We start from the raw sequence: 25,741 nt of genomic DNA, 5'->3' as shown, positions 1-25,741 counted from the left end.
GCCCAGGGGCGCCGGCACGTGCCACGTTCGGGCAGCCCCTACCTCAGCGCCGGAGGCGAGGCGCGCGAGGCAGGCGAGGCAGGCGAGGGCCCCGCCGGGGAAAGGGGGCCCGGTCGAACGTGACCACGGTCTCGGTGCCGTGGGCGTGCGTCGCGGGGGTCCGCACCCCTAGCCTTGGGCGTCGTGGCAGCGCGTGGCGCCGATGCACCCATCGGCATCTTCGACTCGGGCTTCGGTGGACTCACCGTGGCCCGGTCCGTCATCGACCAGCTGCCCCACGAATCGGTGCTCTACGTCGGCGACACTGCTCGCCAGCCGTACGGCGCGAAGCCGATCGGTGAGGTGCGCGAGTACGCGCTCGAGTGCCTCGACCACCTCGTCGAGCGCGGCGTCAAGGCGCTCGTCATCGCCTGCAACTCCGCCAGCGCGGCCGTGCTGCGCGACGCCCGCGAGCGCTACGACGTCCCGGTGGTCGAGGTGATCCTGCCCGCCACCCGCCGGGCGGTGGCCGCCACCCGCAACGGCCGCATCGGTGTCATCTGCACCCGCGCGACGGCAGAGTCGATGGCCTACGACGACGCGTTCGCCGCCGCCCCGCACGTCGAGCTCGTGACCCGGGCCTGCCCGCGCTTCGTCGACTTCGTCGAGCGCGGCGTGACCGGCGGGGACGAGCTGCTCGGCGTCGCGCACGACTACCTCGACCCGCTGGTCGAGGCGGGCGTCGACACCGTGGTGCTCGGCTGCACCCACTACCCGCTGCTCACCGGCGTCCTCTCCTACGTCATGGGTGACGGGGTCACCCTGGTCAGCAGCGCCGAGGAGTGCGCCAAGGACGTCTACAAGATGCTCGTCGCCACCGACCTGATGCGGCCCGGCGGCGAGCCCACCCACTCGTTCCTCACGACCGGCGCCCCCGACGACTTCGCGACGATCGGCCGCCGCTTCCTCGGCCCCGAGATGGTCGACGCCACCCAGTTCGCGGGCGGCCTGGCATGAGCGGGTCGATGCGGCTCACCGTCGTCGGCTGCTCGGGCTCCTACCCCGGCCCCGAGAGCCCCGCGAGCTGCTACCTGGTCGAGGCCCCCGACGAGGCGGGCCGCACCTGGCGGATCGTCCTCGACATGGGCAGCGGCAGCCTGGGTGCGCTGCAGCGCCACGCCGACCCGCTCGGCATCGACGCGGTCTTCCTCAGCCACCTGCACGCCGACCACTGCCTCGACCTGACCGGCTACTACGTCCTGCGTCGCTACCACCCCAGCGGCCCGCAGCCGCGCATCCCGGTCTGGGGCCCGGTCGGCACCGCGGCCCGGATGGCCCGCGCCTACGACCTCCCGCCCGAGCCCGGCATGAACGGCGAGTTCGACTTCCGCGTGTACGACGACCACGCCGTCGAGGTGGGCCCGTTCAGCGTGCAGCCGGTCGCCGTCGACCACCCCGTGCCGGCGTTCGGCCTGCGCGTCACCGCGGGCGGCCGGACCCTCGGGTACTCCGGCGACACCGGCGACTGCCCGGGCCTCCACGCGATCGCCGAGCACGCCGACCTCTTCCTGGCCGAGGCGTCCTTCGTCTCCGGGGCCGACAACCCGACCGGGCTGCACCTGACCGGCGCCGAGTGCGGCGACGCCGCCCGGCGCGCCCACGCCCGGCGGCTCGTCGTCACCCACGTGCCGCCGTGGCACGACCCGCAGGAGGCGCTCACCGCCGCCCGCGCGTCGTACGACGGCGAGGTGGTGCTGGCCACGGCCGGTGCCGTCTACGAGGTCTGAGGTCGCGCGGGGGCGACGCCCGGTGCCGGGGCCGGCTCCGGCAGGATGGGCCGCATGATCTCCGTCCGTGGCCTCACCAAGACCTACGGCGGGTTCCTCGCGCTCGACGACGTCAGCTTCGACTGCCAGCCCGGGCGCGTGACCGGATTCCTCGGCCCCAACGGCGCCGGCAAGACGACGACCATGCGGATCATGGTCGACCTCACGCCGGCCGACCGCGGCGAGATCCGTATCGGGGGACACCGCTACCACCAGATCCCGAATCCCGGGCGCCACGTCGGCGTCCTGCTCGACGCCTCGGCGCAGCACGCCGGCCGCACCGGCCGCGAGGTGCTCACCATCGGCGCGCAGACGATGGGCCTGCCGGCGTCGCGCGTCGACGAGCTGCTGGAGATGGTCTCGCTCTCTCCCGAGGAGGCCAGGCGGCGGGTGCGCAACTACTCCCTCGGCATGCGCCAGCGCCTCGGCATCGCGCACGCACTGCTCGGCGACCCGTCGGTGCTGGTGCTCGACGAGCCGGCCAACGGCCTCGACCCCGCAGGCATCCGCTGGATGCGCGGGCTCCTCAAGGGGTACGCCGAGCGCGGCGGCACCGTGCTGCTCTCCAGCCACCTGCTCAACGAGGTGGAGCTGATCGCCGACGAGATGATCCTGATCGGTCGCGGCCGGATCCTGGCCCAGGGCGACAAGAAGACCCTCCTCGCCGGCGCCGACCACCGGGCGACGCTGGTCACCTCGCTCGACAACGACGCGCTCGCCCGCGTCCTCGAGGCGAAGGGCCACCAGGTGGCTCCCGCCGGCGACGGGCTGCGGGTCGAGACCGCTCCGGTCGAGGTCGGACGGGCTGCCGCCGAGCACGCGATCGTGCTCACCGACCTCCGCGCCGGCGGCGCCGGCCTCGAGGACCTCTTCCTCGAGCTCACCTCCGACACCCAGCGCGACGCGCTCGCCCCCGGCACCGAAGGAGCCCCGGCATGACCGCCACCTCGGCCTCCACGCCGACACCAGAGTTCACCCTCGACGTCAGCGGAACACCGCGGACGCCGTTCACCCGTCTGGTCAAGGTCGAGCTGCGCAAGATGGGCGACACCCGCGCCGGCTTCTGGCTGCTGCTGGCCGTGGCGCTGGTGACGCTGGCGATCGTGGTGATCTTCTTCCTCGCCTCCGACGAGGTCGACCGCACCTTCATCAACTTCATGGGTGCCACCGCGACGCCGCAGAGCTTCGTGCTGCCGGTGCTCGGCATCCTGCTGGTCACCAGCGAGTGGGGGCAGCGCACCACGCTGACCACCTTCGCCCTCGAGCCCCACCGCGGGCGGGTGATCGCAGCCAAGGTGGTGGCGGCCCTGCTCTTCGGCCTGGGCGCGATCGTGGTCGCGGTGGCCCTGGCCGCGCTCGCGACCGCCGTCGGCGGGGCGCCGGACGCCTGGGAGAACATCGGGCCCGACGACTTCGGCAAGTTCGCGCTGCTCCAGGTCAGCGGCATCCTGCAGGGCCTGGCCTTCGGCCTGATCTTCCTCAACTCGGCCGCCGCGATCGTGCTCTACTTCGTGCTCCCCACGGCCTTCTCGATCGTGGCGAGCCTCTGGGGTGCGCTCCGGGACGCGGCGCCGTGGGTCGACCTCGGCACCGCCTCGACCCCCCTGTTCTCCGGTACGGACCTCAGCGGCGAGGACTGGTGGCACCTGGCCAGCGCGTCGATGATCTGGATCGTGCTGCCCTTCCTGCTGGGACTTGTCCGCGTGCTGCGGGCGGAGGTGAAGTGATGACGACACGTCAGGACGGCCGCGCCGACGACGAGCTGCGTCCCGTGACGTTCACGCGCAACTGGCTCGACCACGCCGCCGGGTCGGTGCTGGTCGAGTTCGGCCGCACCCGGGTGCTGTGTGCCGCCTCGGCCAACCAGGGCGTCCCCCGCTGGCGCAAGGGCTCCGGGCTGGGCTGGGTGACCGCCGAGTACGCGATGCTCCCCGCCTCGACCAACACCCGCTCCGACCGCGAGTCGGTCAAGGGACGGATCGGTGGCCGCACCCACGAGATCTCCCGGCTGATCGGGCGCTCTCTGCGTGCGGTCATCGACTACCAGGCGCTCGGCGAGAACACGATCGTGCTCGACTGCGACGTCCTCCAGGCCGACGGCGGAACCCGCACCGCGGCCATCACCGGCGCCTACGTCGCGCTCGCCGACGCCGTCGCGCACCTGCGCGGCGAGGGCGCCCTGACCGGTGAGCCGCTCACCGGGTCGGTGGCGGCGATCAGCGTCGGGATCATCGGCGGCGTACCGCGGCTCGACCTGCCCTACGAGGAGGACGTGCGCGCCGAGACCGACATGAACGTTGTGATGACGGGCGACGGCAAGTTCGTCGAGGTGCAGGGCACCGCCGAGGGGGCGGCCTTCGAGCGCTCCGAGCTCGACGCGCTGCTCGCCCTCGCCGAGAAGGGCTGCGCCGACCTCACCCGTCTCCAGCAGGAGGCGCTCGCCCGCTGATGCAGGTCTTCCTCGCCTCCCGCAACGCCAAGAAGCTCGCCGAGATGCAGCGCATCCTCGGCGAGCACGCACCCGACGTCGTGGTGGTCGGCCTCGACGACGTCCCGGCGTACGACGAGCCGGTCGAGGACCAGGCCACCTTCGAGGGGAACGCGCTGCTCAAGGCGCAGGCGGGCCTCGCGGCCACCGGCCTGCCCACGCTCGCCGACGACAGCGGGCTCTGCGTCGACGCGCTCAACGGGATGCCGGGGGTGCTCTCGGCGCGCTGGGCGGGCCCGCCGAAGAGCGACGACCGCAACAACGCGCTGCTGCTGTCGCAGCTCGAGGACGTGCCCGACGAGCGGCGGGGCGCGCACTTCGTGTGCGCCGTGGCCTTCTGCCACCCCCACGGCACCGAGCTCGTCGTCCACGGGCGCATGGACGGGCGGGTGATCCGCGAGACGCGTGGCGCGGGCGGGTTCGGGTACGACGTGCTGTTCGTCGCCGCCGAGCACGACGCGGAGGGCTTCACCACCGCCGAGCTCGACAGCGTCGAGAAGGACCGGATCTCCCACCGGGGTCGGGCCCTGAGAGAGATCGGCCCACTCGTGGCCGCGAGCCTGAGGGAGAGCTCCTGATGTGGCGACCGTTCCTCCTGCGCCGCACGCTGGCCCGGGTCCTGCTGCGGCTGACCGGCTGGAAGACGGTCGGCACCGTCCCGAAGCGCGGCATCCTGGTCGGCGCCCCGCACACCTCCAACTGGGACTGGGTGCTCACCATGCTGCTGGCGTGGGACAGCGGCGTGCAGATCCGGCTTCTGGTCAAGGACGCCTTCTTCAAGGGCCCGCTCGCGCCGGTGATGCGCGCGACCGGAGCCGTCGAGCTCGACCGCGCCAACCCGGGCGCGACCATCCGCTCGCTGCTCGAGGACGCGGAGTCCGACGAGACCTTCCTGCTCGGGATCGCCGCCGAGGGGACCCGCAGCCGGGGTGAGTACTGGAAGTCGGGCTTCTACCGGATCTCCCAGCAGACCGGGCTGCCGATCACGCTCGCCTTCCTCGACGGCCCCAGCAAGACGGTGGGCTGGGGGCCGACATTCCCGACGACGGGCGACGTCGCCGCCGACATGGACCGGATCCGCGACTTCTACGCCGACAAGATCGGCCTCAAGCCCGGGGGCGCCACGCCGCCCCGCCTCAAGGAGGAGGGGCGCTGAGCCGGTGAGCCGCTACTCGGCCGCCCGCAGCAGGCCGAGCGCGTAGGCCTCCTCGACCAGCTCGTCGCGGACGTCGGGGTGCGCGGCCTTCTCGATCAGGTTCATCACCTGCTCGACCTGGGTCCGGCCGAACAGTCCGGCCACGCCGTGCTCGGTCACCACCGCCGACGGCTGGAACGACGTGGCCGGCTCCTCGAGCATCGGCACGATCGTCGAGCAGTCTGCCTTGGGGTGCCACGAGCGCAGCGCGATGATCGCCTGCCCGCCCACCGAGTGGAGCGCGCCGACGATGAAGTCGGTCTGGCCGCCGAAGCCGCTGTGGATCCGGCCGTGCACGCGTGCGGCGTTGACCTGGCCGTAGAGGTCGACCTGGAGGCCGGTGTTGACCGAGACCATGGCCGGGTTGAGCGCGATCCGGGCCGGGTCGTTGACGGCCTCGCTGCGCAGCAGTCGCAGCCGGGGGTTGCGGTGCGCCCAGGCGTAGAGGTCGGGGGAGCCGAGCAGGAACGACGCGGTCATCACGGTGCCGTCGTCGAGGCAGCCGCGACGCTCGAGCTCGAGGATGCCGTCGCTGACCATCTCCGACCAGATGCGGAGCCCGCGGTGCTCCACCAGCCCCGCAAGCACGGCGTCCGGCACGGCGCCGATGCCGAGCTGGAGGGTGGCGCCGTTGCGGATGAGCGACGAGACGCGCTCCGCGATCGAGGCCACGACCGGGTCGCTGGTGTCGACGGGGCCGCCGTGGGTGCCGCCGAGCGGGTCCTCGGCCTCGACCACCGCGTCGAACCGCGAGAGCTCGAGCTCACCGTCACCGAAGACGTACGGCACGTTGGAGTCGACCTGGGCCACCACGATGCCGCCGCGGGCACGCGCCGCCTCGATGGCCGCCGGCATCACGTTCACCTCGGTGCCGAGCGAGACCTTGCCGATGTGCGGCGCGGAGGTGTGCACGAGCACGACGTCCGGAGGCATCGTCGTGTGGTACAGCCGCGGCACGAGCGACAGCCGTGACGGGACGTACGCCAGCCGCGGCGACCTGCGCACGCCGGGGCCGACGAACGCCGTCTCCAGCGTCACGCCCTCACGGTCGGGGAGACCCGGAGGGCCGTTGAGCGAGTGCAGCACGTAGCGCTCGACACGCGCGTCGAGCTCCTTGAGCAGGGTCCACGGCACGGCGCCGTTGCCGCTGACCACGACCCGCGGGTTCTCGGGCAACGCCTCGATCAGGCGGCGGAACTGGCTGAGGTTGTCGGTGGCCGGTGCTGCGGACATGCGGACCCCTTGATCCCGGGTGGGCGTGGACGTGCTCGTACGGGTCCATGGTGGCGGGCTGGACGCGGTGCGGTCAGGACCAAAGGTCACCCTCGGCCCGGGAAGGAGGTCCATACCTCGCCGGCGGGCCACGTCCGCCGGCACCGGCATCAGGCCACGCCGCGGACCCGGTCGACGACCAGGCGGACGACCTGGCGGGCCAGGGCGGGGTAGCACGAGCCGTTCCAGAGCAGCGCCGGACCGACCCGGTGCACCCCCGGACGGCCTCCGGCGGCCCGGGTGCCGTCGCGGACGGCCACCAGGTCGTCCACGCTCATCGGCAGCGCGGCCTCGTCGGGCTGGTAGCGGGCGCCCAGCGGGAAGTCGCCTCCCTCTCGCCTCATCTCGATGTGGCAGCCGAGCACGCGCTGCACGGGCCGCTGACCGGCGAAGGCCACCAGGCGGTCGAGGCTGGCGGCGTGCAGCTCGGGGTCCGGGGCGTAGAGGCGCCCGGGGTAGACGCTGTCGCCGGTCAGGAGCGAACCCGTCTGCCGGTCGTACACCGCCACCGACGTGGGGTGGTGCCCCGGGATGCCGACCACCTCGAGGAGCCGGCCGCCGAGGTCGAGCTCCACCACCTCCTCGGGCCCGTCGGTGAACCCCCACCCGGCGCGGGCGCTGTCGACGTCGCGGCCCACCACGGTCGTGCGCGGCCGGCCGGCGAACTGCCCGTCACCGGCGACGTGGTCGCCGTGGCCGTGGCTGTGGGCCACGAGCAGGTCGACGTCGTCGGGCAGCAGCGCGTCGACCGCGCCGCGCACGTCGCACCGGCGACGCTCCTCGACGGCGCCCGTGTCGAGCAGGAGGGCTCGCTCGGCCCCGACGAGCAGGTAGAGGAACGGCGCCTCGTAGGTGACCGACTTGCTCTGCCGGATCACGAAGGTGGTGGCGTCGAGCGCACGGACCTGCAGCGGCGGGTCGGTGTCGGGAGCCCCGCGGGGCCGTCCGTGGATCCACGGCGCCTCGAGGGGAGCCTGATCGATCATCGGGGAGCCGCCGACCACCGTCGGAACCTAGCAGGGACGACGCCCGCGCGTGCCGGAGGCGGGACTCGAACCCGCACACCCGAAGGCACGGGCACCTAAGGCCCGCGTGTCTGCCAGTTCCACCACTCCGGCTGCGGCGAGAAGTCTAGGAGGGCGAGACCATCGCCCGTCAGGCGGTGAGGCCGAGGTCCTTGCGCAGCTTGGCGACGTGGCCGGTGGCCTTGACGTTGTACTGCGCGACCTCGACCTTGCCCTCCTCGTCGACGACGAAGGTCGAGCGGATCACGCCCTGGACGAGCTTGCCGTACAGCTTCTTCTCGCCGAAGGCGCCCCAGGCCTGCATGACCTCCTTGCCGGGGTCGGAGAGCAGGGTGAGGGTGAGGGAGTCGCGCTCACGGAACTTCGCCAGCTTCTCGGGCTTGTCGGGCGAGATGCCGAGCACCTCGTAGCCGGCGCCGCGCAGCGCGTCGAGGGAGTCGGTGAAGTCGCAGGCCTGCTTGGTGCAGCCCGGCGTCATCGCCGCGGGGTAGAAGTACACGAGCACCTTGCGGCCGCGCAGCGCGCTCAGGCTCACCTCCTCGCCGGTGTCGCTCATGAGCGTGAAGTCGGGGGCCTGGTCGCCGGGGGAGAGGCGGTGGTCGGTCACGGGGTTGCTCCCTTGTCGGTGTAATGAGCAGATGGCTAGTGTGGGTCTGACAAGTCCCGCTGCCGAGCCCAACCTACCGATCCCGTGGAGGCACCTGCCGTGCACGTCCCCGACGGCTTCCTCGACGCCCCGACGTCCGTGGCCACCGCCGTGGTCGCGGCGGCCGGCGTGGCGGTCGCCCTCCGCGGCGCCCGGCGCGAGCTCGACGACCGCACCGCGCCGATGGCCGGGCTGGTGGCGACGTTCGTCTTCGCCGGACAGATGCTCAACTTCCCGGTCGGGGCCGGCACGAGCGGGCACCTCATCGGCGGGGCGATGGCCGCCGTGCTGGTGGGCCCGTGGACCGCGATCCTCTGCCTGACCGTGGTCCTGCTCGTCCAGGCGCTGTTCATGGCCGACGGCGGCATCACCGCGATCGGCACCAACATCACCCTGATGGCGCTGGTGGGCGTGGTCGTCGGCTGGCTGGTCTTCCGGCTCGCGCAGCGGCTGCTGCCCAACCGCCTCTCGATGGTGGCGCCGGCCGCCGCCGTCGGCGCCTACGTGAGCGTCCCGGCCGCCGCGCTCGCCTTCACCGGCCTGTTCGCCGTCGGCGGCACCACCCCGCTCGACATCGGGACGGTGCTCACGGCGATGCTCGGGTGGCACCTCGTGATCGGCCTCGGCGAGGCCGCGATCACCGGGCTGGTCGTGGCAAGCGTGGTCGCCGTCCGCCCCGACCTCTGCTACGGCGCCCGTCGCCCGCTCGCGGCCCGCGGCCTCACCATCCGCCCGGCGGTGGCGTCGTGACCGGCCGCCGCTTCCTGTGGATCGGTCTCGCGGTCGCCGTCGCGCTCGTCGTGGTCGCGTCCTACGTCGCCAGCAGCCGCCCCGACGGTCTCACCTACGTCGCCGAGCAGACCGGCTTCGCGCACACGGCCGAGGGTGGCGGGACCCGGAGCGGTCCCGTGGCCGGCCTCGTGGGGCTGCTGCTGGTGCTCGCCGTCGGCGGCGGCCTGTTCCGGCTGCTGCGCCGGCCGTCCGACGACCCCGACCGGGACCGCTAGTGGGCGCGGGTCACGGCCACAAGCTGCACTACCACGGGCACAGCCGGGTCCACGGCGTCCCGGCGCACCTCAAGCTGGTCACGCTCGTCGGCTTCATGCTGGTCGTCGTCGCCACCCCCAACGACTGGTACGCCGCGTTCGCGGCGTACGCCGTCGTGCTCGGCGCCGTCGTCGCGGCCTCGCGGGTGCCGCCGACCTACCTCGCCAGGCGCATGGTCGTCGAGGTGCCGTTCGTCGTGTTCGCGCTGCTGGTGCCCTTCGTGGCCCAGGGCCCGACCACCGACGTGCTCGGCGTCCCGCTGTCGGTGCCTGGCCTCGAAGCCGCGGCCGGGCTGCTGGTCAAGGGCACGCTCGGCGTGCTCGCCGCACTGACCCTGGCCGCGACCACCGAGCCCGACGAGCTGCTGCGCGGCCTCCAGCGGCTGCGCCTGCCCGACCTGCTCGTGCAGATCACCGGCTTCATGATCCGCTACCTCGACGTCGTCACCGGCGAGCTCACCCGGATGACCACCGCCATGCGGTCCCGCGGCTGCGACCCGCGCTCGCCGCGGCACTGGCCGGTGCTGGCCCGGTCGCTCGGCGCGCTCTTCATCCGCTCCTACGAGCGCGGCGAGCGGGTGCACCTCGCCATGCTCGCGCGCGGCTACACCGGCTCGCTGCCCGACACCCGGGTCCAGCCGGAGGAGGCGGCATGACCACGCCCGTGCTCGACGTCCGCGGCCTCGCCTACGCCTACCCCGACGGCCACCAGGCGCTCTTCGGCGTCGACCTGCACGTGCACGAGGGGGAACGGGTGGCGATGCTCGGCCCCAACGGCGCCGGCAAGACCACGCTGGTGCTCCACCTCAACGGCATCCTCACCGCGGGCGCCGGCGCCGTCGCGGTCAGCGGCCTCCCGGTGGTCAAGGAGCACCTCGCCGAGATCCGCCGCCGTGTCGGCATCGTCTTCCAGGACCCCGACGACCAGCTCTTCCTCGGCACCGTGCGCCAGGACGTCGCCTTCGGCCCCGCCAACCTCGGGGTGCGCGGGGCCGCCCTCGAGCGCCGGGTGATGGACGCCCTCGACCGGGTCGGCATGGCCGACTTCGTCGACCGGCCGCCGCACCACCTCTCCTTCGGCCAGCGGCGCCGGGTGGCGGTGGCCACGGTGCTGGCGATGGAACCGGAGATCCTGGTGCTCGACGAACCGTCGTCCAACCTCGACCCGGCCTCGCGCCGCGAGCTCGCCGACATCCTGCGCTCGCTCGACGTGACCGTGCTGATGGTGACCCACGACCTGCCCTACGCCCTCGAGCTGTGCCCGCGCTCGGTCGTGCTCAGCGACGGCGCCGTGGTCGCCGACGGCCGCACCTTCGACGTGCTCACCGACGAGCCGCTGATGCGGGCGCACCGCCTCGAGCTCCCCTGGGGCTTCGACCCGCGCACGGTTGGTAGCCTTCCCGCGTGAGCAACATGGAGCCGTCGGTGTCGTCGCTCGAGGCCGAGATCGAGGAAACCCGTGAACGCCTGGCGACCACGATCGACCAGCTGATCTACCGCTCCAACCCCAAGACCATCGTCGGGCGCGAGGTGGCGACCATCAAGGCGCACTTCGTCGACGAGCAGGGCGCCCCGCGCACCGACAACATCCTCAAGGTCGCCGGCGGTGTCGTGGGCGTCGTGGTGCTGTTCGCCGTCGTGCGCCGCATCACCCGCTGAGACCCGTCATCGTCGTACGACGCGTGCGGAGGCCGTGGTGAGCGAGAAGAAGCCGATCCGGATGCTGCACGACCGGATCCTCGTCGAGGTCGACCGTGAGGCCGGCGAGCGCCGCTCGGCCGGCGGCATCGTGATCCCCGCGACCGCCGCCATGGGCGCCCGCCGCCTGGTCTGGGCCGACGTCGTCGCCGTCGGGCCGCACGCCCGCACGGTCGAGGCCGGGGACCGCGTGCTCTTCGACCCCGAGGACAAGGCCGAGGTCGAGGTGCAGGGGGAACGCTACGTCGTGATGCGCGAGCGCGACGTCCACGCCGTCGCCACGGAGCGGATGGGCGACGAGGGCACCACCGGCCTCTACCTCTAGCCGCCCAACCGTCACGCAGATCAGTCGAACCGTCAGCTGGATCAGTCGAACCGTCAGCTGGATCAGTCGAGCCGGCAGTTGGTCCGCCCGGAGTGACGGTTCGACCGATCTGAGTGACGGTTCGGCGTCAGTCGCGCGGTGAGGGTACGGCGAGCGCGGCGTCGTCGTCGTCGGAGTCCGCGTCGGCCTCGCCGTCCGTCCCGCCCGCTGCCGCGTCGGCGTGCTCGCGGGCGGCGCGCGCCGTGGGGATCGTGACGGTGACGGTGGTGCCGCGCCCCTCGTCGGAGCGCAGGCTGACCTCGCCGCCGTGCTGCTCGACGATCCCCTGCACGATCGACAGGCCGAGCCCCGTGCCCTGGATGGCGCGCGAGGTGGCCGTGGTGGAGCGGAAGAAGCGGGTGAAGAGCTGGTCGACCTCGTCGGAGGGGATGCCGACGCCCGAGTCGCGCACCACGAGCACCGCGGTCAGGTCGTCGCAGGTGAGCAGCGTGGTGATCGAGCCGCCGTCGGGGGTGAACTTCACCGCGTTGGTCAGCAGGTTGAGCACGGCGCGCTCGAGCAGCACCGGGTCGCCGAGCACGGCCACCTCGCCGCGCGGCAGGTCCACGTCGACGTCGAGGTCGCGACCGTGCAGGCTGGCGGTGAGCGCCTCGTAGGCGCCGGCGACGGCCTGGCGCAGGTCGGTCTGGACGCGCTCCATGCGCAGCGCGCCGGACTCGAGGCGGGAGTAGGTGAGCAGGTCCTCGATCAGCAGCAGCAGGCGCCGGCCGTTGCGGTCGACCCGGCCGATCAGGTCGCGCTGCTCCGCCGACAGCTCGCCCACCGCGCCGTCGCCGAGCAGCTCGGTGTAGCCCACGATGCTGGTCAGCGGGGTGCGCAGCTCGTGGCTGACGGTGGAGACGAACGCGCTCTTGGTGCGGTCGAGCTCCTCGAGCCGGGCCAGCGCCTCGCGCTGGGTCTCGACCGCCGCCTCGAGCGCGGCCTGCGCCTGCTCTCGCTCGGTGACGTCCTCGCCCGTGGCGAGGTAGCCGCTGGGCCGCCCCTGCTCGTCGAGCACCCGGTTGAGCGTCATCAGCATGGTGCGTTCCTCGCCGCCCTGGCGCCGGAACCGCCAGAGGCGGCGGTGGTCGTCGGAGTCGACGACGCCCGCGCAGATCTCGGCGAACGTCGACCCGGTGCCGACCCCGCCGGCCTGCCGCGCCAGCTCGTCGGCGGGGAACAGGCGGTCGGGGGTCTGGCCCACCACCTCGTAGAGGTTGTAGCCGAACGTCGCCTCGGCGCCGGGGTTGAAGAGCACGACCAGGCCGTCGTTGTCGGTCGCGAAGATCGCGGTGCCCGTCGCCGCAGCGACCAGCCGCTCCAGCGTGGTGCGACCGGCGACAGCGTGTGCCGAGGCCACCCGCTGCTGCGCGACCGCGACGGCCACGGGCAGCAGCACCAGCGCGCAGTCGACGACGAAGAGCTGCAGCAGGGCCAGGGCCACCTCGGGCGCGAGGCCGTAGCGCGGCTCCAGCGCCCAGACCGGGCCGGTCTCGGCCACGGTGAACCCGGTCGCGACCACCGCGACCGCGGCGAGCAGCAGCGTCGACTCGCGCAGGGTGCCCCGGAAGGCCAGCCAGGCGAAGATCGGCATGATCGCGAACAGCACCGGCGGCGCCTCGGCGAAGGCGAAGACCAGCACGGTCGCGCCGAGCAGCAGGACCGCGCGCACCACCCGCTCGGTGGTGCCGGCGACGGGGGCGAAGGTGGGGGTGGGGAGGAAGAGCGGCAGCAGCACCAGCAACGACGCGGCGTGGGTCCCGAGCACCACCAGCGCGGCGTACGCCGGGTCCCCGCCGACGGCGGCCACGAGCGCGGCGTACCCCGCCGCGGCGAGGGCGGCCCCGGCGCTGCCCGCAGCGACGAGGCGCGAGACGTCGCCGTCCTCGAGCAGCGCCACCCGGCGGCCGCCCAGCGTCAGCACGCGGTGCACCACCAGCGCCTCGGCGGCGCACACCGCGCTGACGCCGAGTGCGACCGCAGGGGCGGTGCCCACGAGCAGGTGCGCGACGAGCAGCACGGTGAGCACGCCGGCGGCCATCGCCGGGCGCCACCGGGGACCGGTGAGCACCAGCAGGCCCGCCGCGAGCCCGGAGGCCGGCCAGATCGGGGCGAGCGGGACCTCGCCGGTCGCCGGCAGCAGCGCGACCCACGAGGTCACCAGGATGCCGACCAGCAGGAGGGCAGGCTCCAGTGCCCGAGTCACATCGGTGGTTCCAGCCCCCCGGCCCGCACTCACCGTCGTTCGTCGTTCCCCAACCACGGACGTCCCTTGTTCAAGCGCCGCTCGCCGGGCGTCAGGTTAGGCCGCGCGACCCGTCGTGGCACGGGCCGGGGAGGGCTGTCTCGGCAAATTGAGCCACCCTTGCGCGGATCTGCACCCGGCGCAGACCGGAGGTCCCGCCGGCAGGGGCCGTTCGTCCGTGGCGGGCGCACCGGGAGGGCGCGAGGGTGGGGTGGAGGAGGCCTCTGATGAGCACGCTCGCCGGCACCCGGGTGACCCGTGACGGATGGACCTGGACGGCGTGGGCGGTGGGAGCACTGCTGCTCCTGCCGCTCCTCGGCGACCTCGCCGACGGCGTCGTGTACGGCGCCACTGTGGCGCTCAGCGCGCTCGTGCTGGCGCTGCTGACCCGGCGTCCCCGCCCGCGCGACCGCGAGCCGCACCGGCTCGACCTCACGGTGCTCGCCCTCACCTACGTCGCCGTGGTCGCGCTGATGCGGCTGGCCTTCGTCGGCTTCGGCACCGACGACGTGCTCGGGCTGTTCCTGTGCTTCGCCGGCGCGCTGGTGGTCGGCAGCGGGGTGCCCCTGCTCTACACGTCCTACGCGACCCGCCGCCCGCTCACCTGGCTCGGGCTCCGGCTCGACAACTGGCGCCCGACGCTGGCGCTGGCTCTGCTCCTCGCCGGCGTCCAGTTCTCCCTCACCCTGGCCGACACCGACCTGCCCGCTGCCGAGGACTGGGTGCCGCTGCTGGTGATGGCCCTGGTGGTCGGCGTCTTCGAGTCGATCTTCTTCCGCGGCTTCGCCCAGGGCGTGCTCGAGGCGGCGTTCGGTCGCGACGTGGGCGTCGCCGGCGCCGCCGTGCTGTACGGCGCGTACCACGTCGGCTACGGCATGGGCGGCCGCGAGCTGGTGTTCCTGACCGGGCTCGGCCTCGTGTACGCCGTGGCCTACGCCCTCGTGCGCAACCTGCTCGTGCTGTGGCCGCTGCTGACGCCGCTCGGTTCGTTCTACGCCAACCTCGAGAACGGCGACATCGAGCTGCCGTGGGCCTCGATCCTCGGGTTCGTCGACGTGCTGGTCGTCGTGGTCGGCCTGGGCTGGGTCGCCTGGCGGCACCACGCCCGGGCGCTGGGGCACTTCCGCGGCGGGCTGCCGGCCGCCTGAGTCACCCGCGTGCGATCCAGGCCTGCGCCGCCCGGTAGGCCTCGGTGCTCGACTCACCGACCGTCGTCGTGGCCTCGAAGACGCGGACCTCGCCCGCCTCCTCCACGGTGGCGTTGCGGTGGAGCTGCTCGAGCACCTCGGGGGCCACCCCGCTGAGGTACAGCCGCCCGTCGACCTCGGCCAGCCTGCGCGCGTAGTCCGAGAGCACCACGAACGCCGTCGCCCCGAGCATCGCCCGGCCGCGCAGGCGGAGCACCACCGCCGGCCGCTGGGCTCCCGTGGGGTCGGGCAGGTGCGCCTGGAGGGTCCGCGCGCCGGCGTAGAAGAGGCTGCCGTAGACGTCGAGCAGCGTGACCGCGCGCGAGGGCAGCACGGTCGGCGCCTCCCGCTCGTGGAAGCGTCCCGCGTCGTCCGGGTCCAGCGCCACGATGCGCAGGTCGAGCGCCTCCTGGTTGAGCTGCATGAGCAGTGACAGCGCCACCCCGAGCCCGACCGCGGCGGCCACCGGCAGCAGCAGCGTGGCGACCAGCGTGGTGATCACGGCGACCTGGGAGACGCGTCCGGTGCGCAGGATGGCGCGGAAGTCGCCGGTGCGCAGCGAGCCGATCGCGGCCGCGATCAGCACCGCAGCAAGCGTCGGCATCAGCACCTGCCCGACGACGCCCGACAGCGCCACCAGGATCACCGCCAGCCACACGCCGGCGGAGATCGCGGCCCAGCGGCCCCGCGCTCCGGCGGCCACGCTGACGGCCGTCTGCCCGACCGACCCGCCGACCGGCTGGCCGCGGAAGAGCCCCGCGAGCACGTTGCCGACGCCCTGCGCCACGAAGTCGCGGTTCGTCACCGAGCGGCTGCCGTCGGGGTTGGGGGCGGACTCGCTGACCCCGGCACCCTGGATCAGCACCAGGGCCGCCACGGCCAGGGCGCCGGTGACGAGGTCGAAGGAGAGGTCGGAGAGGTGGGGGACGTACGGCGCCGGCAGGCCGGTCGGGATCTCCCCGGTGTCGTCGACCTGCGCGATCGAGGTGGCCCCGACCGCGAGCGCCACGGCCGTCGGCACCACGACGGCGACGAGCGAGGCGTACGCCGCCAGCCGGGTGCGCGCCAGGCCGAACAGGATGGCCAGGGCGAGCAGCCCGGCCGCCAGCGACGCCGGCTCGATGAGGCCGGGATGGGTGACCAGGTCCCACGCCTTGGCCAGCGCGAACGGGCCGCTCACCTCGGCGCCGCACAGGTGGGCGAGCTGCCCGAGCACGATGTTGGCGGCGATGCCGGTGAGGAAGCCGATCATCACCGAGTGCGGCACGAAGCGCACGTAGCGGCCGAAGCGCAGGACCCCGGCGGCGACCATCGCGATCCCCGCCACCACCGTCAGCAGGAAGAGCGACCGGGGGCGCTCGTCGAAGGGCACCGAGGTCAGCGCCGACCCGGCGGCCAGCGCGGCCGCACTGGTCGTGGTGATCACCATCAGCCGGCTGCTGGCGGTCAGCCCGCCACCGATGCGCCCGAAGATGCCGGCGTACAGCCCGTGCACCGGGTTCACCCCGGCGAGCAGGCTGGCGGCCATGCCGTCGGGCACGCTGCTGATCGCCCCCGGGACACCGGCGACGAGGTCGGACCGGAGCGTCCCCGGCTCCGGACGCAGGTCCCGCAGCCCCTGTCGCAGCCCGCGCAGCCGCGCGGTGTCGGGCGGGGTGGTCACCGGCCCACCCTCGGGGGAGACGGCCGGCGCCGGCATCACCCGGCCGGGGTGAACGGCCCTACTGCGACGCCAGCTCGTCGTCGGTCGCGTCGGGCCGGCGGGCGAGGTCGACCAGGTCGGCGATCGAGTCGACCTGCCAGGTGGGGCGGTAGGGGAACCGCGCCACCTCTTCGGGCCGGGTCGAGCCGGTGCCGACGTGGATCGTGCGCATGCCCACCTCGAGCCCGCTGATGATGTCGGTGTCCATCCGGTCGCCGATCATCACCGCGGTCTCCGAGTGCGCGCCCAGCCGGTTGAGCGCGCTGCGCATCATCAACGGGTTGGGCTTGCCGATGTAGTACGGCTGCTGCCCGGTGGCGGTGCTGATCAGCGCCGCCACCGACCCGGTCGCCGGCAGCTTGCCCTGCTGGCTCGGTCCGCTGGTGTCGGGGTTGGTGGCCAGGAAGCGCGCGCCGGCGTCGATCAGCCGGATCGCCCGCGTGATCGCCTCGAAGGAGTAGGTGCGCGTCTCGCCGAGCACCACGTAGTCGGGGTCGCGGTCGGTCAGCACGTAGCCCACGTCGTGCAGCGCCGTGGTCAGCCCGGCCTCGCCCACGACGTACGCCGAGCCCCCCGGCCGCTGGTCGCTCAGGAACTGGGCGGTGGCCAGCGCGGAGGTCCAGATCGCGTCCTCGGGCACCTCGATCCCGCTGCCGAGGAGCCGTGAGCGCAGGTCGCGCGGGGTGAAGATCGAGTTGTTGGTCAGCACCAGGAAGGGCCGACCCGACTCCTTGAGGGCGTCGATGAACTCGGTGGCGCCGGGGATCGGCACCTCCTCGTGCACGAGCACGCCGTCCATGTCGGTGAGCCAGAAGTCGAAGGGCCTGCCGGTCGCCACGTGCGCCTCCCTCGGTCGGTCGCGGAGGCTCCACCGTACTGATCCGGGGTGCCGCCGGGAGCGGCCGGTGGCGTGCTGGGGAGACCGTGGAGCTCAGCTGACGAGCCGGACCAGCCCGTCGAGCACGAGCAGGCCGCCGATGCCCAGGGAGAGGTAGACGCGCAGGGCGGCGGCGTGCGCGGTCAGCCAGGACTGCCCGCGCCCCAGGACCACCGCTGCCCGCTCACCCGCGACCACGACGATGCCGACGGGAACGGCCACGAGCAACGAGGACACCACGAGGTAGACGACCACCAGCGTCACGTCGACGACGTCGCGGTGCTGCTCCGCGGTGACCGTGCCCATGGCGAGGAAGGTCAGCACCAGCCGCTTCGGCCCGCCGAAGCCGAGGAGTCCGGCCATCGAGAAGGTCGCCGCGGGACCCACGTTGCCGAGCCCCGCGAGGATCGCGGTGGCCCGGCTGCTGCCCGTCACGTCGGTCCCGCCGGCGCCGCTGCGCGCGCGGAGCCCGACGACGACCAGGGCGAGGCCGAGCGCGACCGTGAGCCCGGCCCGGACCTCGTCGTGGGCGTCCATCCGGTCCACGAAGGTCTGGCCCACGACCAGGGCGACGAGGCAGGCGAGGAGCGTTCCGAACAGGAAGCCGGTGAGGAACGCGACGCCGCTGCGGCGCGGGTGCTCGCCGCCGATCACGACGTACACCGCAGCCAGGATCAGCGCGCTGGCCGTCGCGAACAGGCCGTACACGAGGACCTCGAGGAAGGCGTACATCAGCGGCGACCCTAGGGTCTGCCTCCCTCGAGGCCATCAGCCCCTCAGGGTGATTTCGGCAGCAGCTTCGGTGAGCGGTGCAGCGCGTTGCCGAAGTAGCGCAGCTCCTCGTCGGTGTCGAGCGCGTACGTCGTGTCGTTCATCGTCGAGTTCCAGTACGACATGACGGCGCCGCCGGACGCGACCATCTGGTCGTAGGAGTCCGACACCCACGCCGGGTAGTCCGCCGACGCAGCCGGCGTGTAACCGGTCTCGGCGATGCCCCAGGCGGCGCCGTGGGCCTCGGCGAACGGCGCGAGCAGGTCGTAGAAGCGCGCCTTCATGTCGGTGTGGACCATGACGCCGTCGGCGTTGCCGTACTTGTTGTAGACGTCGAGGCCGATCAGGTCGATCTGGGTGTTCGGGAACTCGGCCTCGAGCCGCAGCGACGGGTCGGAGCCGTAGAAGGCGTTCCAGCCGGTCACGATGATCGAGTAGGCGACGTTCGGCGCCTTGGCCCGGATCAGCGGGGCGAGGTGCTCCTGCATCGCCGTCCACTGCGTGATGTCGCCGTCCTTCTCCGGCTCGTGGTGGATCGCGAGGTAGACCGGGCCGTCCACGGCGGCGAGCTGGGTCGCCAGGTCGGTGGCCCACGCGTCACCGGCACCGGCCGCCATCTCGCTCCACGACAGCGGCGCCTTGAACGAGATCCACGGGATCCGGCCGGCGGCGACGTCGGCCTTGACGTTGCGGACCGCGGCGTCGACCTGGCTCGCAGACCAGTAGGTGCGACGGACGCCGAGGTGGTCGCCGAGCTGCGACTCCCACGTCGTGGGGTCGCCGTTCCACGTCAGCGACGAGCCGAACAGGGTGCCGCAGCCGCGGGGCAGGCCGCGCTCCGAGAGGCGGCAGCCGTTGTCCAGCCGCAGGGACGTGTCGGGCGGGGTCACCGTGACCTCACCGGTCGCCGTCGCCGTGGCGCCGTCGTCGTCGGTCACCGTCAGCTTCACGGTGTAGGTGCCGGCCGTCGAGTAGCTCTTCGACGGGGTCGCGCCGGTGCCGGACGTGCCGTCACCGAAGCTCCAGGCCCGGGAGACGATCGTGCCGTCGGGGTCCTGCGAGCCCGTGGAGTCCAGGCTGGCCGAGAGGTCGGTGACCGAGGAGGTGAAGGTGGCCTTCGGCGCCTCGTTGGCGGGTGCCGGGGGAGCCGGCACGGGTGCGCGCAGCACCTTGGGCGACGCGCCGTCGTGCGAGAGCAGCAGGCGGGCCCCGGTGCGGTCGTAGGTCAGCGCGCCGCTCGGCGGCAGCGTGACGGGGAGGTCGACCACCGCCGGGGCGGCGTCCTTGGAGGCGTACACGAAGGCCTGGGTGCTGGTGCCGAGCGCGAAGCCCGTCCCGTCCGGCGCCCACGCCGCCGCGGTGACCCCCGGCACGGGCAGCTGGCCCGCGGCCGTGAGCGGGTTGCTCTTCTTGGTGGTCAGCGTCGCCGGGGCGGTGTACAGCTGCGCGCCGCCCGCCTGGCGGGTCACGAAGGTCAGCCGGCCGGAGGTCGGGTGGACCATCAGGCCCTCGATGTTCCGGGGGCCGTCGGGCAGCGTGAAGACGTAGCGGTTGGTCCTGACGTACATGGCCGGCTGCCACTCGGTGCCGGTGGGCTCGACGAAGGAGTAGACCGCCAGCTGGGAGCGGTTCAGCGCGTCGTCACCGGTGTCGGCCACCCAGATCGTGCGACCCGGGCCGCTCGCGAGGTCCTCCCAGTCGACGTTCCACGCGCTCTTGAGCGTCAGCACCGAGCGGACCGAGCCGTCGGTGTTCACGGCGTAGACGCGGTTGGTCCCGCCGCCGTCGTTGGCGAGGTACACCAACCCGTCCTCGACGGTGCTCGCCGCGATGCCGGCGGCCTCGTTCACGGCGTCGGACCGCACGGAGCGGTCGAGCTCCCACGGGTTGTCCGCGCTGGCCGGGGAGAGGAAGACGGCGGTGCCGGCTGCGATGGCGCCGACGCTGATGAGGACAGTTCTCTTGCGCACGGTGGGCTCCTCCTGGGTTGAGCCCATCGTGAGGATCGACTATCGGTTGCATTGAGGTTTTCTTGAGGAATACCCCATCTGGTCTGGTCCAGGACGGCCTACCCAACCGAGGGGATGTTGGTCGCGAGCGGGTCCGTGGGCTCGCTGCGGGTCCCTACCGTCCGATGAGGTGCTCTGCCGCTGGCGCCTCCCCGTGCAGCGGGGCCCCACTCCCGAGGAGAACCTTCGATGCTGGCAGGACGACGCGCGAGCGGTGTGGCAATGGGGGCCGCGCTGGCCCTCGTGGGGCTCGGAGCGGTGGCGGTGCCGGCCACCGGCGTCAACGCCAACTACGGCCACGCGATCGTGTCGCAGATGCCCAAGAAGGGCACGCCGCACGTCATGGACGGTGCTGTCCAGGCGATCACCCAGGTCGGCAACACGATCATCGTGGGCGGCACCTTCACCTCGGTCAGCCCCGCGGACACCTTCACCGACACCAGCGACGACCTCGTGCGCAACCGCCTGTTCGCCTTCGACGCCACGACGGGCGTCATCGACCCGAGCTTCAACCCGAACATGGGCGGCGAGGTGCGCTCGCTCGACACCGACGGCACCTACGTCTACGCCGCCGGCGCCTTCGGCTCGGTCGGCGGCAAGACCGCCTACAAGCGCATCGTCAAGCTCGACCTGACCGGCGCGCCGGTCACCGGGTTCAAGGTCAAGCCCAGCGCCGTCACCAACGAGGTGGTCGTGCGCGGGTCGCGGGTCTACATCGGTGGCGGCTTCAAGAGAATCAGCTCGCGGTCGACCCCCTACGACGTGGGCCACCTCGCGATCCTCGACAAGGACACCGGCACCCCCGACACCGCGGCCATGAACCTCACCTTCGCCGGTGTCTACAACCCCGGGGCCACCAACCCCGGCACCACCAACGTCAAGCGCTTCGACGTGACCGCGGACGGCACCCGCCTCGCGGTGATCGGCAACTTCGCGACGATCAACGGCCTGGCCCGCAACCAGGTCGCCGTGCTCGACACCAGCGGGCCGACGACCACCCTCACGTCGTTCGCGACCAACCGGTTCGACCGCGCGCACAGCGTCTGCTCGCAGTCGTTCGACACGTTCCTCCGCGATCTCGACTTCTCGCCCGACGGCAAGTTCTTCGTCGTCAGCACCACCGGCTCCTTCGGTGGTGGGGCCAACGCCAACTCGCTCTGCGACACCACCAGCCGGTGGGAGACAGACCAGACGAGCAACGACCCGACCTGGATCGACTACACCGGCGGCGACACGTCGTACGGCGTGGCGGTCACCGGCGACGTCGTCTACATCGGCGGGCACTTCCGCTGGCAGAACAATCCCTTCCAGGGCGACCAGGCGGGTCCGGGGGCCGTCGCCCGGCAGGGCATCGCCGCCCTCGACGTCGTCAACGGCCTCCCCGTCTCCTGGAACCCCGGCCGGGACCGTGGCGTCGGCGCCCAGGCCCTGCTCGCCACGCCGGAGGGCCTGTGGGTGGGCAGCGACACCACGATCTTCAACAGCCAGCGGCGCGGACGGATCGCGTTCCTGCCGCTCGCGGGCGGTACCACCGTGCCGACCGTCCCGCCGGCGCACCTGCCCAACACCCTGTTCGGCATGCAGACCAGCACGCCGGGCAAGCTGGTGTCGCGACCCGTCAGCAGTTCCGGAGCTCCGACAGGTCCCGTGTCGGTGGTGGACGACACCGTGGACTGGAGCAGCGTGCGCGGCGCCTTCCTGCTCAACGGCACCCTCTACTACGGCCGCAGCGACAACTCGCTCTACAAGCGCAGCTTCAATGCCGCGACCGGCGTCCTGGGCACGCAGAGCGCGGTGAACCTCTACGACGACCCGGACAGCGGCGCCCGGATCCCCTTCGCCATCTCGACGATGACCGGCATGTTCTACGAGCCGACGCTGCACCGGATCTACTACACGGTCGCAGGCGACGCCCGGCTCTTCTACCGCTACTTCACTCCCGAGAGCGAGGTCGTCGGTGCACTCACGTTCACGGCCGACGCCGGCGGCGTGAACTTCGCCTCGGCCCAGGGCCTCACCCTCGCCGACGGCAAGCTCATCTACGGGTCGAGCGACGGCGCCCTGCGCTCGGTGTCCTTCAGCGGAGGCCGGGTCACCGGTTCGCCCACGACGCTGAGCAGCGACGGGACGTCGAAGTACCGCGGGATGTTCCTGCCCAACGGCTGAGGGGCGGCCACGCGGGGCCGGCTCCGGGTCGTTGGTCGGGGCGGCAGCTCAGTCGGCCGGCTGGTAGCGGGGGTGCCCGCTGAACCAGACGGTGACGGGCAGCTCGTGCCCCGTGCGCGTGCGGACCGGGTAGCCGGTCGTCACCTCGTAGTCGCCGTCGGCCCCGACGGAGGAGTCGGCCACCCTCTCGGCCACCCTCTCGGCAACCGCGGAGCGCCACCGGCCCGGGTGGGCGGGATCGCCCTGGACGTACCAGGTGACCGCGACGTCGGGCAGGCTCGTGCAGTGCGAGACCCGCTCCGGCCCGCGCACCGACCGGAGCCCGGCGACCGCGGCGCCCCCGACGGACTCGAGCTCGTCGAGCCGCGCGTCCCTCGTGAGGACGCAGCGCACGCCGCTGGCGACGTCCTGGCCCGGGGCGGACACGCCGAAGGGGACGGCCATGACGACCGCGGCGACCCCGCAGGCTGCGGCCTGGGACGGGGACACGGTGCTGCAGCCTCTCAGTGCACCGTCAGGAACGGCACGTCGAGGCGGCCGTGGAACTGGTCCACCCGGCCGGTGCCGAGCTTCTTGGCGCCGATCCGGATGACCGAGCTGTTCGCGACCTTGCCGGTGGTCCCGGTCGCCGAGGCGACCTCGGTGCCGTCGACCTTGAGGACGAGACTGTGGTAGCTCCGGACGCAGGCCAGGCGGTGCCACTGGCCGTCGGCGACGGAGGTGTCGGAGCGCACCAGCAGGGCGCCGGCGTCGCCGCTCACGCGGCAGCTGGGCCGGCCCTGGTCGAGCTGGATCTTCCACTGCCCGCCGGACTGCTTGTAGTAGCCCTTCTGCATCACGTTCATGTTCCGGCTGGCCTGGGCCGTGGCGACCCGTACCTTGGCGCCGTAGGCGAAGTCGCGACCGGCGGGGTCCCAGGCGCGTCGGTCGGGGGCCTCGAGCAGGCCGTAGCCGCTGCTGAGCGGGTAGCGGGCGGCCCTTCCGGGCTTGCCGGTGACCTTCTTGAAGTGGCCGGCGCCGACCTCCACCGTGGCGCGTCCCTTGCCGGCAGCGTTCGTGACGTGGGCGCCGTCGGTCAGCAGTCGCTTGCTGTCGAAGGTGAACAGGAGGACCTTGCCCGTCGGACGTGCCGCCGCAGCCTGCGGGGCCGGCGCTGCGTCAGCGGTGGGCACCGCCCACGCCCCTGCGAGCCCCACCGCGACGGTGAGGGCCGCTGCGGCCCAGGGCCGGACGTAGCGGTGCTGGCGGGCTGGACGGGTCATGTACTTCTCCTCGGGGGCGACGCTCGGCGGGGCAGGTCGGCGCACCTGACGACCGGAACCACCGTCCCCCGCCGCTGCGACATGCACGAGGATGCGCCCTCGGACGCGACGGCGACCCGATCGGAAGGGGACGGTCACCCAAATGTGGTACGGGTGTCTCTCGGAGAACTGGTACGCCATCAGGGACTCGAACCCCGAACCCGCTGATTGAGAGTCGCTGTGAGTGGGTGTCGGCGGGTGTCGTCAGGTGTCGGGTGGTGCCAGTTCCCACGCTCACGCGGCCAGATCGGGGTCGTCGGGTGCCGGGCAGTGTCGGGCCGTCTGTGAGGTTCTGGGTGAGGTTCAGGTGCTCGCCGCGTGGTGCACCACTCAAGCGTCCCTCATGAGCGTGAGCCACCGCCGTCGCGGAGGTCATCATCGTCCTCGACTCGACCCTGAGCGTCCATGATGGCCCATGCTGATCCAGGCGTACGGACGGTTCTGGGACCGCGACCTCGTCGCCTGGCACCGCCACGGCTGGCGACTGCTGGGACGGCGCGGTATCCAACGCGGCACGCTGCGGGTCGCCGAGGAAACTCGACCTCTTGACGCCCCGGTAGTCAGAACCGCCCCGGGGCGTTGGGCTGCCGGGGCGGTTCTGCCTTGTCTGCGCAATGGGTGGCGGCAAGGGCTGCCTGGACCGTCCGCTCAGGCTGATTCCTCGCGCCGCTACCGCAACACAGCGCGCGACTTAGCGGGCCGGAATGCGCTCCCGCGCATAGTCGGCCAGCCGCTCGGGCGCTTGGGAGACGCTCGTCCGGAAGGCCCCACTGGGGAACTTGCCACTCGGACCCATGCACGTCACCGTTGCAGTGAAGTCACTGACGGTCTGCCCGTCACTTGCGATCGTCACAGCCAGCCACGCCTCCTTGCCGTCAGGGTCGGGCATCGACACGAACGTGACTCCGTCTGTGGTGAGGTCCTGGAACCCACCGCCAGTAACCTGCGTGCCCTTCGGGCACTTCGCATAGGCGGCAATCAAGTCGTAGTCAACGGAGCCTTCGTCGATGTTCACCCCGGAGAACGTCCGAGACTTCGTAATCAGGTTGGTGTCCCCGACACCAGCAGCGGTGGCGTAGGTGATTCCGCCCGCTACCAGCGCGGCGACGACGGAACCGGCAATGAACGCAGGAATCCTCGAAGACATGTGGCTTCGTCCTCCTCAGGTCAGGGACGCGACGCCCTTGAGCAGGGAGAGCATGGCGGGGTCTCCCTCTCTGCTACTCCCGAAATCCATGCTGCGCACCGTGCCACCCCCTCGGTAGAGGACGAGGTCACTTTTGCAGCGACCGAAGCGTTCGGCGGCGTCAAGGTGGGGGGGAGGTGACACCTACAGCCACCTCATCGGCGAGGTGGAGCGGGAGGCGTCGGAGCGGGCGACGGCGCTGGTCCCGAGGGCGGAGAAGCCGCGTCTGCGGGCCGTGTGAGCCCGCTGCTTGGCGAGTGCCTAGCGAATCGGCTCGGAGACGACTCAGCGGCTCCCTCCCGGGGGAGGAAACCGCTGGTCAGAGGTGGTACGCCATCAGGGACTCGAACCCCGAACCCGCTGATTAAGAGTTCGGAACAGGGTGTGCCGTTCCGTGATGCAGAGTGCTGGTGAGTCCCGTCAGGTCCGATCTCAGGCTCAGATCGCGTTGTCCAGTCCGGTTCCGTCTGTCCGATGCTGGAATGTCCGTGACCAATCGGTGACCAGTTACCCGGGCTCCGGCCCTCAGCGTGGTGACCATTGATGTAGCCCCTTCTGCCCCGACGCTGTGCCGCGCGGCAGCGCGAGATTCCGAGCCGTTCATTGGCCGGGGTCGACTTGCGTCGCCTCGCACAAGGTGCGCCTCTCGATTCGAGATCTGCTGTTTGCACCCCGACTTCACCGAGGTGCTAGGTGTACCCGGCCAGGACGTTGGTAGCGGCGAGCCTGGTTGAACGAACGAGAACCTCCGAATGGGA

General features: G+C 72.4%; 26 protein-coding genes and 2 tRNA genes. 15 read left to right on the top strand and 13 right to left on the bottom strand.

Going from position 1 to position 25,741, the window contains the following annotated elements:
• The first annotated feature begins 183 nt into the window (after nucleotides 1-183).
• Genes murI through ACFPGP_RS13315 form a run of 7 tightly spaced genes read left to right on the top strand, consistent with a single transcriptional unit; the run spans nucleotide 184 to nucleotide 5,449 of the window.
• Nucleotides 184-996 (top strand): glutamate racemase, encoded by an 813-nt coding sequence (gene murI / locus ACFPGP_RS13345; protein ID WP_378590863.1) that lies wholly within the window; start codon nucleotides 184-186, stop codon nucleotides 994-996.
• The gene (locus ACFPGP_RS13340; protein ID WP_378590861.1) at nucleotides 993-1,766 is read left to right on the top strand and encodes an MBL fold metallo-hydrolase; all 774 of its coding nucleotides are present in this window, start codon (nucleotides 993-995) and stop codon (nucleotides 1,764-1,766) included. Before murI ends, ACFPGP_RS13340 begins: the two co-directional genes overlap by 4 nt.
• 54 nt (nucleotides 1,767-1,820) lie before the next feature.
• Complete coding sequence (locus ACFPGP_RS13335; RefSeq protein WP_378590859.1) at nucleotides 1,821-2,744, top strand: ABC transporter ATP-binding protein; 924 nt, start codon at nucleotides 1,821-1,823, stop codon at nucleotides 2,742-2,744.
• Nucleotides 2,741-3,532 (top strand): ABC transporter permease, encoded by a 792-nt coding sequence (locus tag ACFPGP_RS13330; RefSeq protein WP_378590857.1) that lies wholly within the window; start codon nucleotides 2,741-2,743, stop codon nucleotides 3,530-3,532. The genes ACFPGP_RS13335 and ACFPGP_RS13330 overlap by 4 nt, the downstream gene beginning before the upstream one ends.
• A complete protein-coding gene (gene rph / locus ACFPGP_RS13325; RefSeq protein WP_378590856.1) occupies nucleotides 3,532-4,254 on the top strand; it encodes a ribonuclease PH in 723 nt (240 codons plus the stop codon). Before ACFPGP_RS13330 ends, rph begins: the two co-directional genes overlap by 1 nt.
• On the top strand, nucleotides 4,254-4,871 hold the full coding sequence (rdgB, locus tag ACFPGP_RS13320) for an RdgB/HAM1 family non-canonical purine NTP pyrophosphatase (protein WP_378590854.1): 618 nt from the start codon (nucleotides 4,254-4,256) through the stop codon (nucleotides 4,869-4,871). The genes rph and rdgB overlap by 1 nt, the downstream gene beginning before the upstream one ends.
• The gene (locus ACFPGP_RS13315) at nucleotides 4,871-5,449 is read left to right on the top strand and encodes a lysophospholipid acyltransferase family protein (protein ID WP_378590852.1); all 579 of its coding nucleotides are present in this window, start codon (nucleotides 4,871-4,873) and stop codon (nucleotides 5,447-5,449) included. Before rdgB ends, ACFPGP_RS13315 begins: the two co-directional genes overlap by 1 nt.
• Before the next feature lie 12 nt (nucleotides 5,450-5,461).
• Here the strand turns inward: ACFPGP_RS13315 and ACFPGP_RS13310 are convergent, their stop codons facing one another.
• The 4 genes from ACFPGP_RS13310 to bcp all read right to left on the bottom strand — a co-directional run bounded on the left by ACFPGP_RS13310 (nucleotide 5,462) and on the right by bcp (nucleotide 8,392).
• Nucleotides 5,462-6,721, bottom strand: coding sequence for an acetyl-CoA hydrolase/transferase family protein (locus ACFPGP_RS13310; RefSeq protein WP_378590850.1), 1,260 nt, complete (start codon nucleotides 6,719-6,721; stop codon nucleotides 5,462-5,464).
• A 149-nt stretch (nucleotides 6,722-6,870) separates the two neighbouring features.
• Nucleotides 6,871-7,764 carry an MBL fold metallo-hydrolase gene (locus tag ACFPGP_RS13305; protein ID WP_378590848.1) on the bottom strand — a complete coding sequence of 298 codons (894 nt, stop codon included), beginning with the start codon at nucleotides 7,762-7,764 and terminating at the stop codon, nucleotides 6,871-6,873.
• A 32-nt stretch (nucleotides 7,765-7,796) separates the two neighbouring features.
• Nucleotides 7,797-7,878, bottom strand: a tRNA-Leu gene (locus tag ACFPGP_RS13300).
• Between the two features lie 37 nt (nucleotides 7,879-7,915).
• Nucleotides 7,916-8,392, bottom strand: a complete 477-nt coding sequence (bcp, locus tag ACFPGP_RS13295; protein WP_378590846.1) for a thioredoxin-dependent thiol peroxidase — start codon at nucleotides 8,390-8,392, stop codon at nucleotides 7,916-7,918.
• An 84-nt stretch (nucleotides 8,393-8,476) separates the two neighbouring features.
• Here bcp and ACFPGP_RS13290 point away from each other — a divergent pair, with 84 nt between their 5' ends.
• The 6 genes from ACFPGP_RS13290 to ACFPGP_RS13265 all read left to right on the top strand — a co-directional run bounded on the left by ACFPGP_RS13290 (nucleotide 8,477) and on the right by ACFPGP_RS13265 (nucleotide 11,500).
• Nucleotides 8,477-9,181: an energy-coupling factor ABC transporter permease gene (locus tag ACFPGP_RS13290; RefSeq protein WP_378590844.1), complete on the top strand. Its 705-nt coding sequence runs from the start codon at nucleotides 8,477-8,479 to the stop codon at nucleotides 9,179-9,181.
• Nucleotides 9,178-9,438 (top strand): PDGLE domain-containing protein, encoded by a 261-nt coding sequence (locus ACFPGP_RS13285; RefSeq protein ID WP_378590842.1) that lies wholly within the window; start codon nucleotides 9,178-9,180, stop codon nucleotides 9,436-9,438. The genes ACFPGP_RS13290 and ACFPGP_RS13285 overlap by 4 nt, the downstream gene beginning before the upstream one ends.
• Nucleotides 9,438-10,133 (top strand): cobalt ECF transporter T component CbiQ, encoded by a 696-nt coding sequence (gene cbiQ, locus ACFPGP_RS13280; protein ID WP_378590840.1) that lies wholly within the window; start codon nucleotides 9,438-9,440, stop codon nucleotides 10,131-10,133. The genes ACFPGP_RS13285 and cbiQ overlap by 1 nt, the downstream gene beginning before the upstream one ends.
• Nucleotides 10,130-10,885 carry an energy-coupling factor ABC transporter ATP-binding protein gene (locus tag ACFPGP_RS13275; protein WP_378590838.1) on the top strand — a complete coding sequence of 252 codons (756 nt, stop codon included), beginning with the start codon at nucleotides 10,130-10,132 and terminating at the stop codon, nucleotides 10,883-10,885. The genes cbiQ and ACFPGP_RS13275 overlap by 4 nt, the downstream gene beginning before the upstream one ends.
• A gap of 5 nt (nucleotides 10,886-10,890) precedes the next feature.
• Entirely contained in the window at nucleotides 10,891-11,136 is a 246-nt protein-coding gene (locus tag ACFPGP_RS13270) for a DUF3618 domain-containing protein (RefSeq protein WP_378591034.1), read from the top strand.
• Nucleotides 11,137-11,197: 61 nt separating this feature from the next.
• The gene (locus tag ACFPGP_RS13265; RefSeq protein WP_378591032.1) at nucleotides 11,198-11,500 is read left to right on the top strand and encodes a GroES family chaperonin; all 303 of its coding nucleotides are present in this window, start codon (nucleotides 11,198-11,200) and stop codon (nucleotides 11,498-11,500) included.
• Between the two features lie 127 nt (nucleotides 11,501-11,627).
• On the opposite strand, the gene ACFPGP_RS13260 is transcribed toward ACFPGP_RS13265, so the two are convergent.
• Nucleotides 11,628-13,745 carry a sensor histidine kinase gene (locus ACFPGP_RS13260; protein ID WP_378590836.1) on the bottom strand — a complete coding sequence of 706 codons (2,118 nt, stop codon included), beginning with the start codon at nucleotides 13,743-13,745 and terminating at the stop codon, nucleotides 11,628-11,630.
• Between the two features lie 266 nt (nucleotides 13,746-14,011).
• Between ACFPGP_RS13260 and ACFPGP_RS13255 the strand changes: the two genes are divergently transcribed.
• On the top strand, nucleotides 14,012-14,932 hold the full coding sequence (locus ACFPGP_RS13255; RefSeq protein WP_378590834.1) for a CPBP family intramembrane glutamic endopeptidase: 921 nt from the start codon (nucleotides 14,012-14,014) through the stop codon (nucleotides 14,930-14,932).
• A gap of 1 nt (nucleotide 14,933) precedes the next feature.
• Here the strand turns inward: ACFPGP_RS13255 and ACFPGP_RS13250 are convergent, their stop codons facing one another.
• From ACFPGP_RS13250 to ACFPGP_RS13235, 4 genes are all read right to left on the bottom strand, one after another.
• The gene (locus ACFPGP_RS13250) at nucleotides 14,934-16,634 is read right to left on the bottom strand and encodes a SulP family inorganic anion transporter (protein ID WP_378590832.1); all 1,701 of its coding nucleotides are present in this window, start codon (nucleotides 16,632-16,634) and stop codon (nucleotides 14,934-14,936) included.
• Nucleotides 16,635-16,692: 58 nt separating this feature from the next.
• The gene (locus ACFPGP_RS13245; protein WP_378591030.1) at nucleotides 16,693-17,472 is read right to left on the bottom strand and encodes an HAD-IIA family hydrolase; all 780 of its coding nucleotides are present in this window, start codon (nucleotides 17,470-17,472) and stop codon (nucleotides 16,693-16,695) included.
• Between the two features lie 132 nt (nucleotides 17,473-17,604).
• Nucleotides 17,605-18,282: a GAP family protein gene (locus ACFPGP_RS13240; protein ID WP_378590830.1), complete on the bottom strand. Its 678-nt coding sequence runs from the start codon at nucleotides 18,280-18,282 to the stop codon at nucleotides 17,605-17,607.
• A 44-nt stretch (nucleotides 18,283-18,326) separates the two neighbouring features.
• Nucleotides 18,327-20,291 (bottom strand): PKD domain-containing protein, encoded by a 1,965-nt coding sequence (locus ACFPGP_RS13235; RefSeq protein ID WP_378590828.1) that lies wholly within the window; start codon nucleotides 20,289-20,291, stop codon nucleotides 18,327-18,329.
• 228 nt (nucleotides 20,292-20,519) lie between these two features.
• Here ACFPGP_RS13235 and ACFPGP_RS13230 point away from each other — a divergent pair, with 228 nt between their 5' ends.
• Nucleotides 20,520-22,496 carry a hypothetical protein gene (locus ACFPGP_RS13230; protein WP_378590826.1) on the top strand — a complete coding sequence of 659 codons (1,977 nt, stop codon included), beginning with the start codon at nucleotides 20,520-20,522 and terminating at the stop codon, nucleotides 22,494-22,496.
• A gap of 48 nt (nucleotides 22,497-22,544) precedes the next feature.
• On the opposite strand, the gene ACFPGP_RS13225 is transcribed toward ACFPGP_RS13230, so the two are convergent.
• The 4 genes from ACFPGP_RS13225 to ACFPGP_RS13210 all read right to left on the bottom strand — a co-directional run bounded on the left by ACFPGP_RS13225 (nucleotide 22,545) and on the right by ACFPGP_RS13210 (nucleotide 24,944).
• Complete coding sequence (locus tag ACFPGP_RS13225; protein ID WP_378590824.1) at nucleotides 22,545-22,985, bottom strand: hypothetical protein; 441 nt, start codon at nucleotides 22,983-22,985, stop codon at nucleotides 22,545-22,547.
• A 14-nt stretch (nucleotides 22,986-22,999) separates the two neighbouring features.
• Nucleotides 23,000-23,758 (bottom strand): LamG-like jellyroll fold domain-containing protein, encoded by a 759-nt coding sequence (locus tag ACFPGP_RS13220; protein WP_378590822.1) that lies wholly within the window; start codon nucleotides 23,756-23,758, stop codon nucleotides 23,000-23,002.
• 169 nt (nucleotides 23,759-23,927) lie between these two features.
• Nucleotides 23,928-24,031 (bottom strand) — tRNA-Glu (locus tag ACFPGP_RS13215).
• Between the two features lie 457 nt (nucleotides 24,032-24,488).
• Nucleotides 24,489-24,944, bottom strand: coding sequence for a hypothetical protein (locus ACFPGP_RS13210; RefSeq protein WP_378590820.1), 456 nt, complete (start codon nucleotides 24,942-24,944; stop codon nucleotides 24,489-24,491).
• Nucleotides 24,945-25,741 lie beyond the last annotated feature (797 nt).

Origin of the sequence: Nocardioides taihuensis (assembly GCF_042657275.1) — a bacterium.
Classification (GTDB): Bacteria; Actinomycetota; Actinomycetes; order Propionibacteriales; family Nocardioidaceae; genus Nocardioides; species Nocardioides taihuensis.
Note: the sequence above shows the minus strand (reverse complement) of the source record. Positions and strands in the feature narration are given on the sequence as shown.

What these genes read in the sequence shown, in the direction of transcription:
- ACFPGP_RS13315 (WP_378590852.1), top strand. Translation starts at nt 4,871, where the DNA reads ATGTGGCGACCGTTCCTCCTGCGCCGCACGCTGGCCCGGGTCCTGCTG.
- ACFPGP_RS13270 (WP_378591034.1), top strand. Translation starts at nt 10,891, where the DNA reads ATGGAGCCGTCGGTGTCGTCGCTCGAGGCCGAGATCGAGGAAACCCGT.
- ACFPGP_RS13335 (WP_378590859.1), top strand. Translation starts at nt 1,821, where the DNA reads ATGATCTCCGTCCGTGGCCTCACCAAGACCTACGGCGGGTTCCTCGCG.
- ACFPGP_RS13275 (WP_378590838.1), top strand. Translation starts at nt 10,130, where the DNA reads ATGACCACGCCCGTGCTCGACGTCCGCGGCCTCGCCTACGCCTACCCC.
- ACFPGP_RS13210 (WP_378590820.1), bottom strand. Translation starts at nt 24,944, where the DNA reads ATGTCTTCGAGGATTCCTGCGTTCATTGCCGGTTCCGTCGTCGCCGCG.
- ACFPGP_RS13330 (WP_378590857.1), top strand. Translation starts at nt 2,741, where the DNA reads ATGACCGCCACCTCGGCCTCCACGCCGACACCAGAGTTCACCCTCGAC.
- rdgB (WP_378590854.1), top strand. Translation starts at nt 4,254, where the DNA reads ATGCAGGTCTTCCTCGCCTCCCGCAACGCCAAGAAGCTCGCCGAGATG.
- rph (WP_378590856.1), top strand. Translation starts at nt 3,532, where the DNA reads ATGACGACACGTCAGGACGGCCGCGCCGACGACGAGCTGCGTCCCGTG.
- ACFPGP_RS13310 (WP_378590850.1), bottom strand. Translation starts at nt 6,721, where the DNA reads ATGTCCGCAGCACCGGCCACCGACAACCTCAGCCAGTTCCGCCGCCTG.
- ACFPGP_RS13220 (WP_378590822.1), bottom strand. Translation starts at nt 23,758, where the DNA reads ATGACCCGTCCAGCCCGCCAGCACCGCTACGTCCGGCCCTGGGCCGCA.
- ACFPGP_RS13255 (WP_378590834.1), top strand. Translation starts at nt 14,012, where the DNA reads ATGAGCACGCTCGCCGGCACCCGGGTGACCCGTGACGGATGGACCTGG.
- ACFPGP_RS13245 (WP_378591030.1), bottom strand. Translation starts at nt 17,472, where the DNA reads ATGGACGGCGTGCTCGTGCACGAGGAGGTGCCGATCCCCGGCGCCACC.
- ACFPGP_RS13240 (WP_378590830.1), bottom strand. Translation starts at nt 18,282, where the DNA reads ATGTACGCCTTCCTCGAGGTCCTCGTGTACGGCCTGTTCGCGACGGCC.
- ACFPGP_RS13230 (WP_378590826.1), top strand. Translation starts at nt 20,520, where the DNA reads ATGCTGGCAGGACGACGCGCGAGCGGTGTGGCAATGGGGGCCGCGCTG.
- ACFPGP_RS13265 (WP_378591032.1), top strand. Translation starts at nt 11,198, where the DNA reads ATGCTGCACGACCGGATCCTCGTCGAGGTCGACCGTGAGGCCGGCGAG.
- ACFPGP_RS13340 (WP_378590861.1), top strand. Translation starts at nt 993, where the DNA reads ATGAGCGGGTCGATGCGGCTCACCGTCGTCGGCTGCTCGGGCTCCTAC.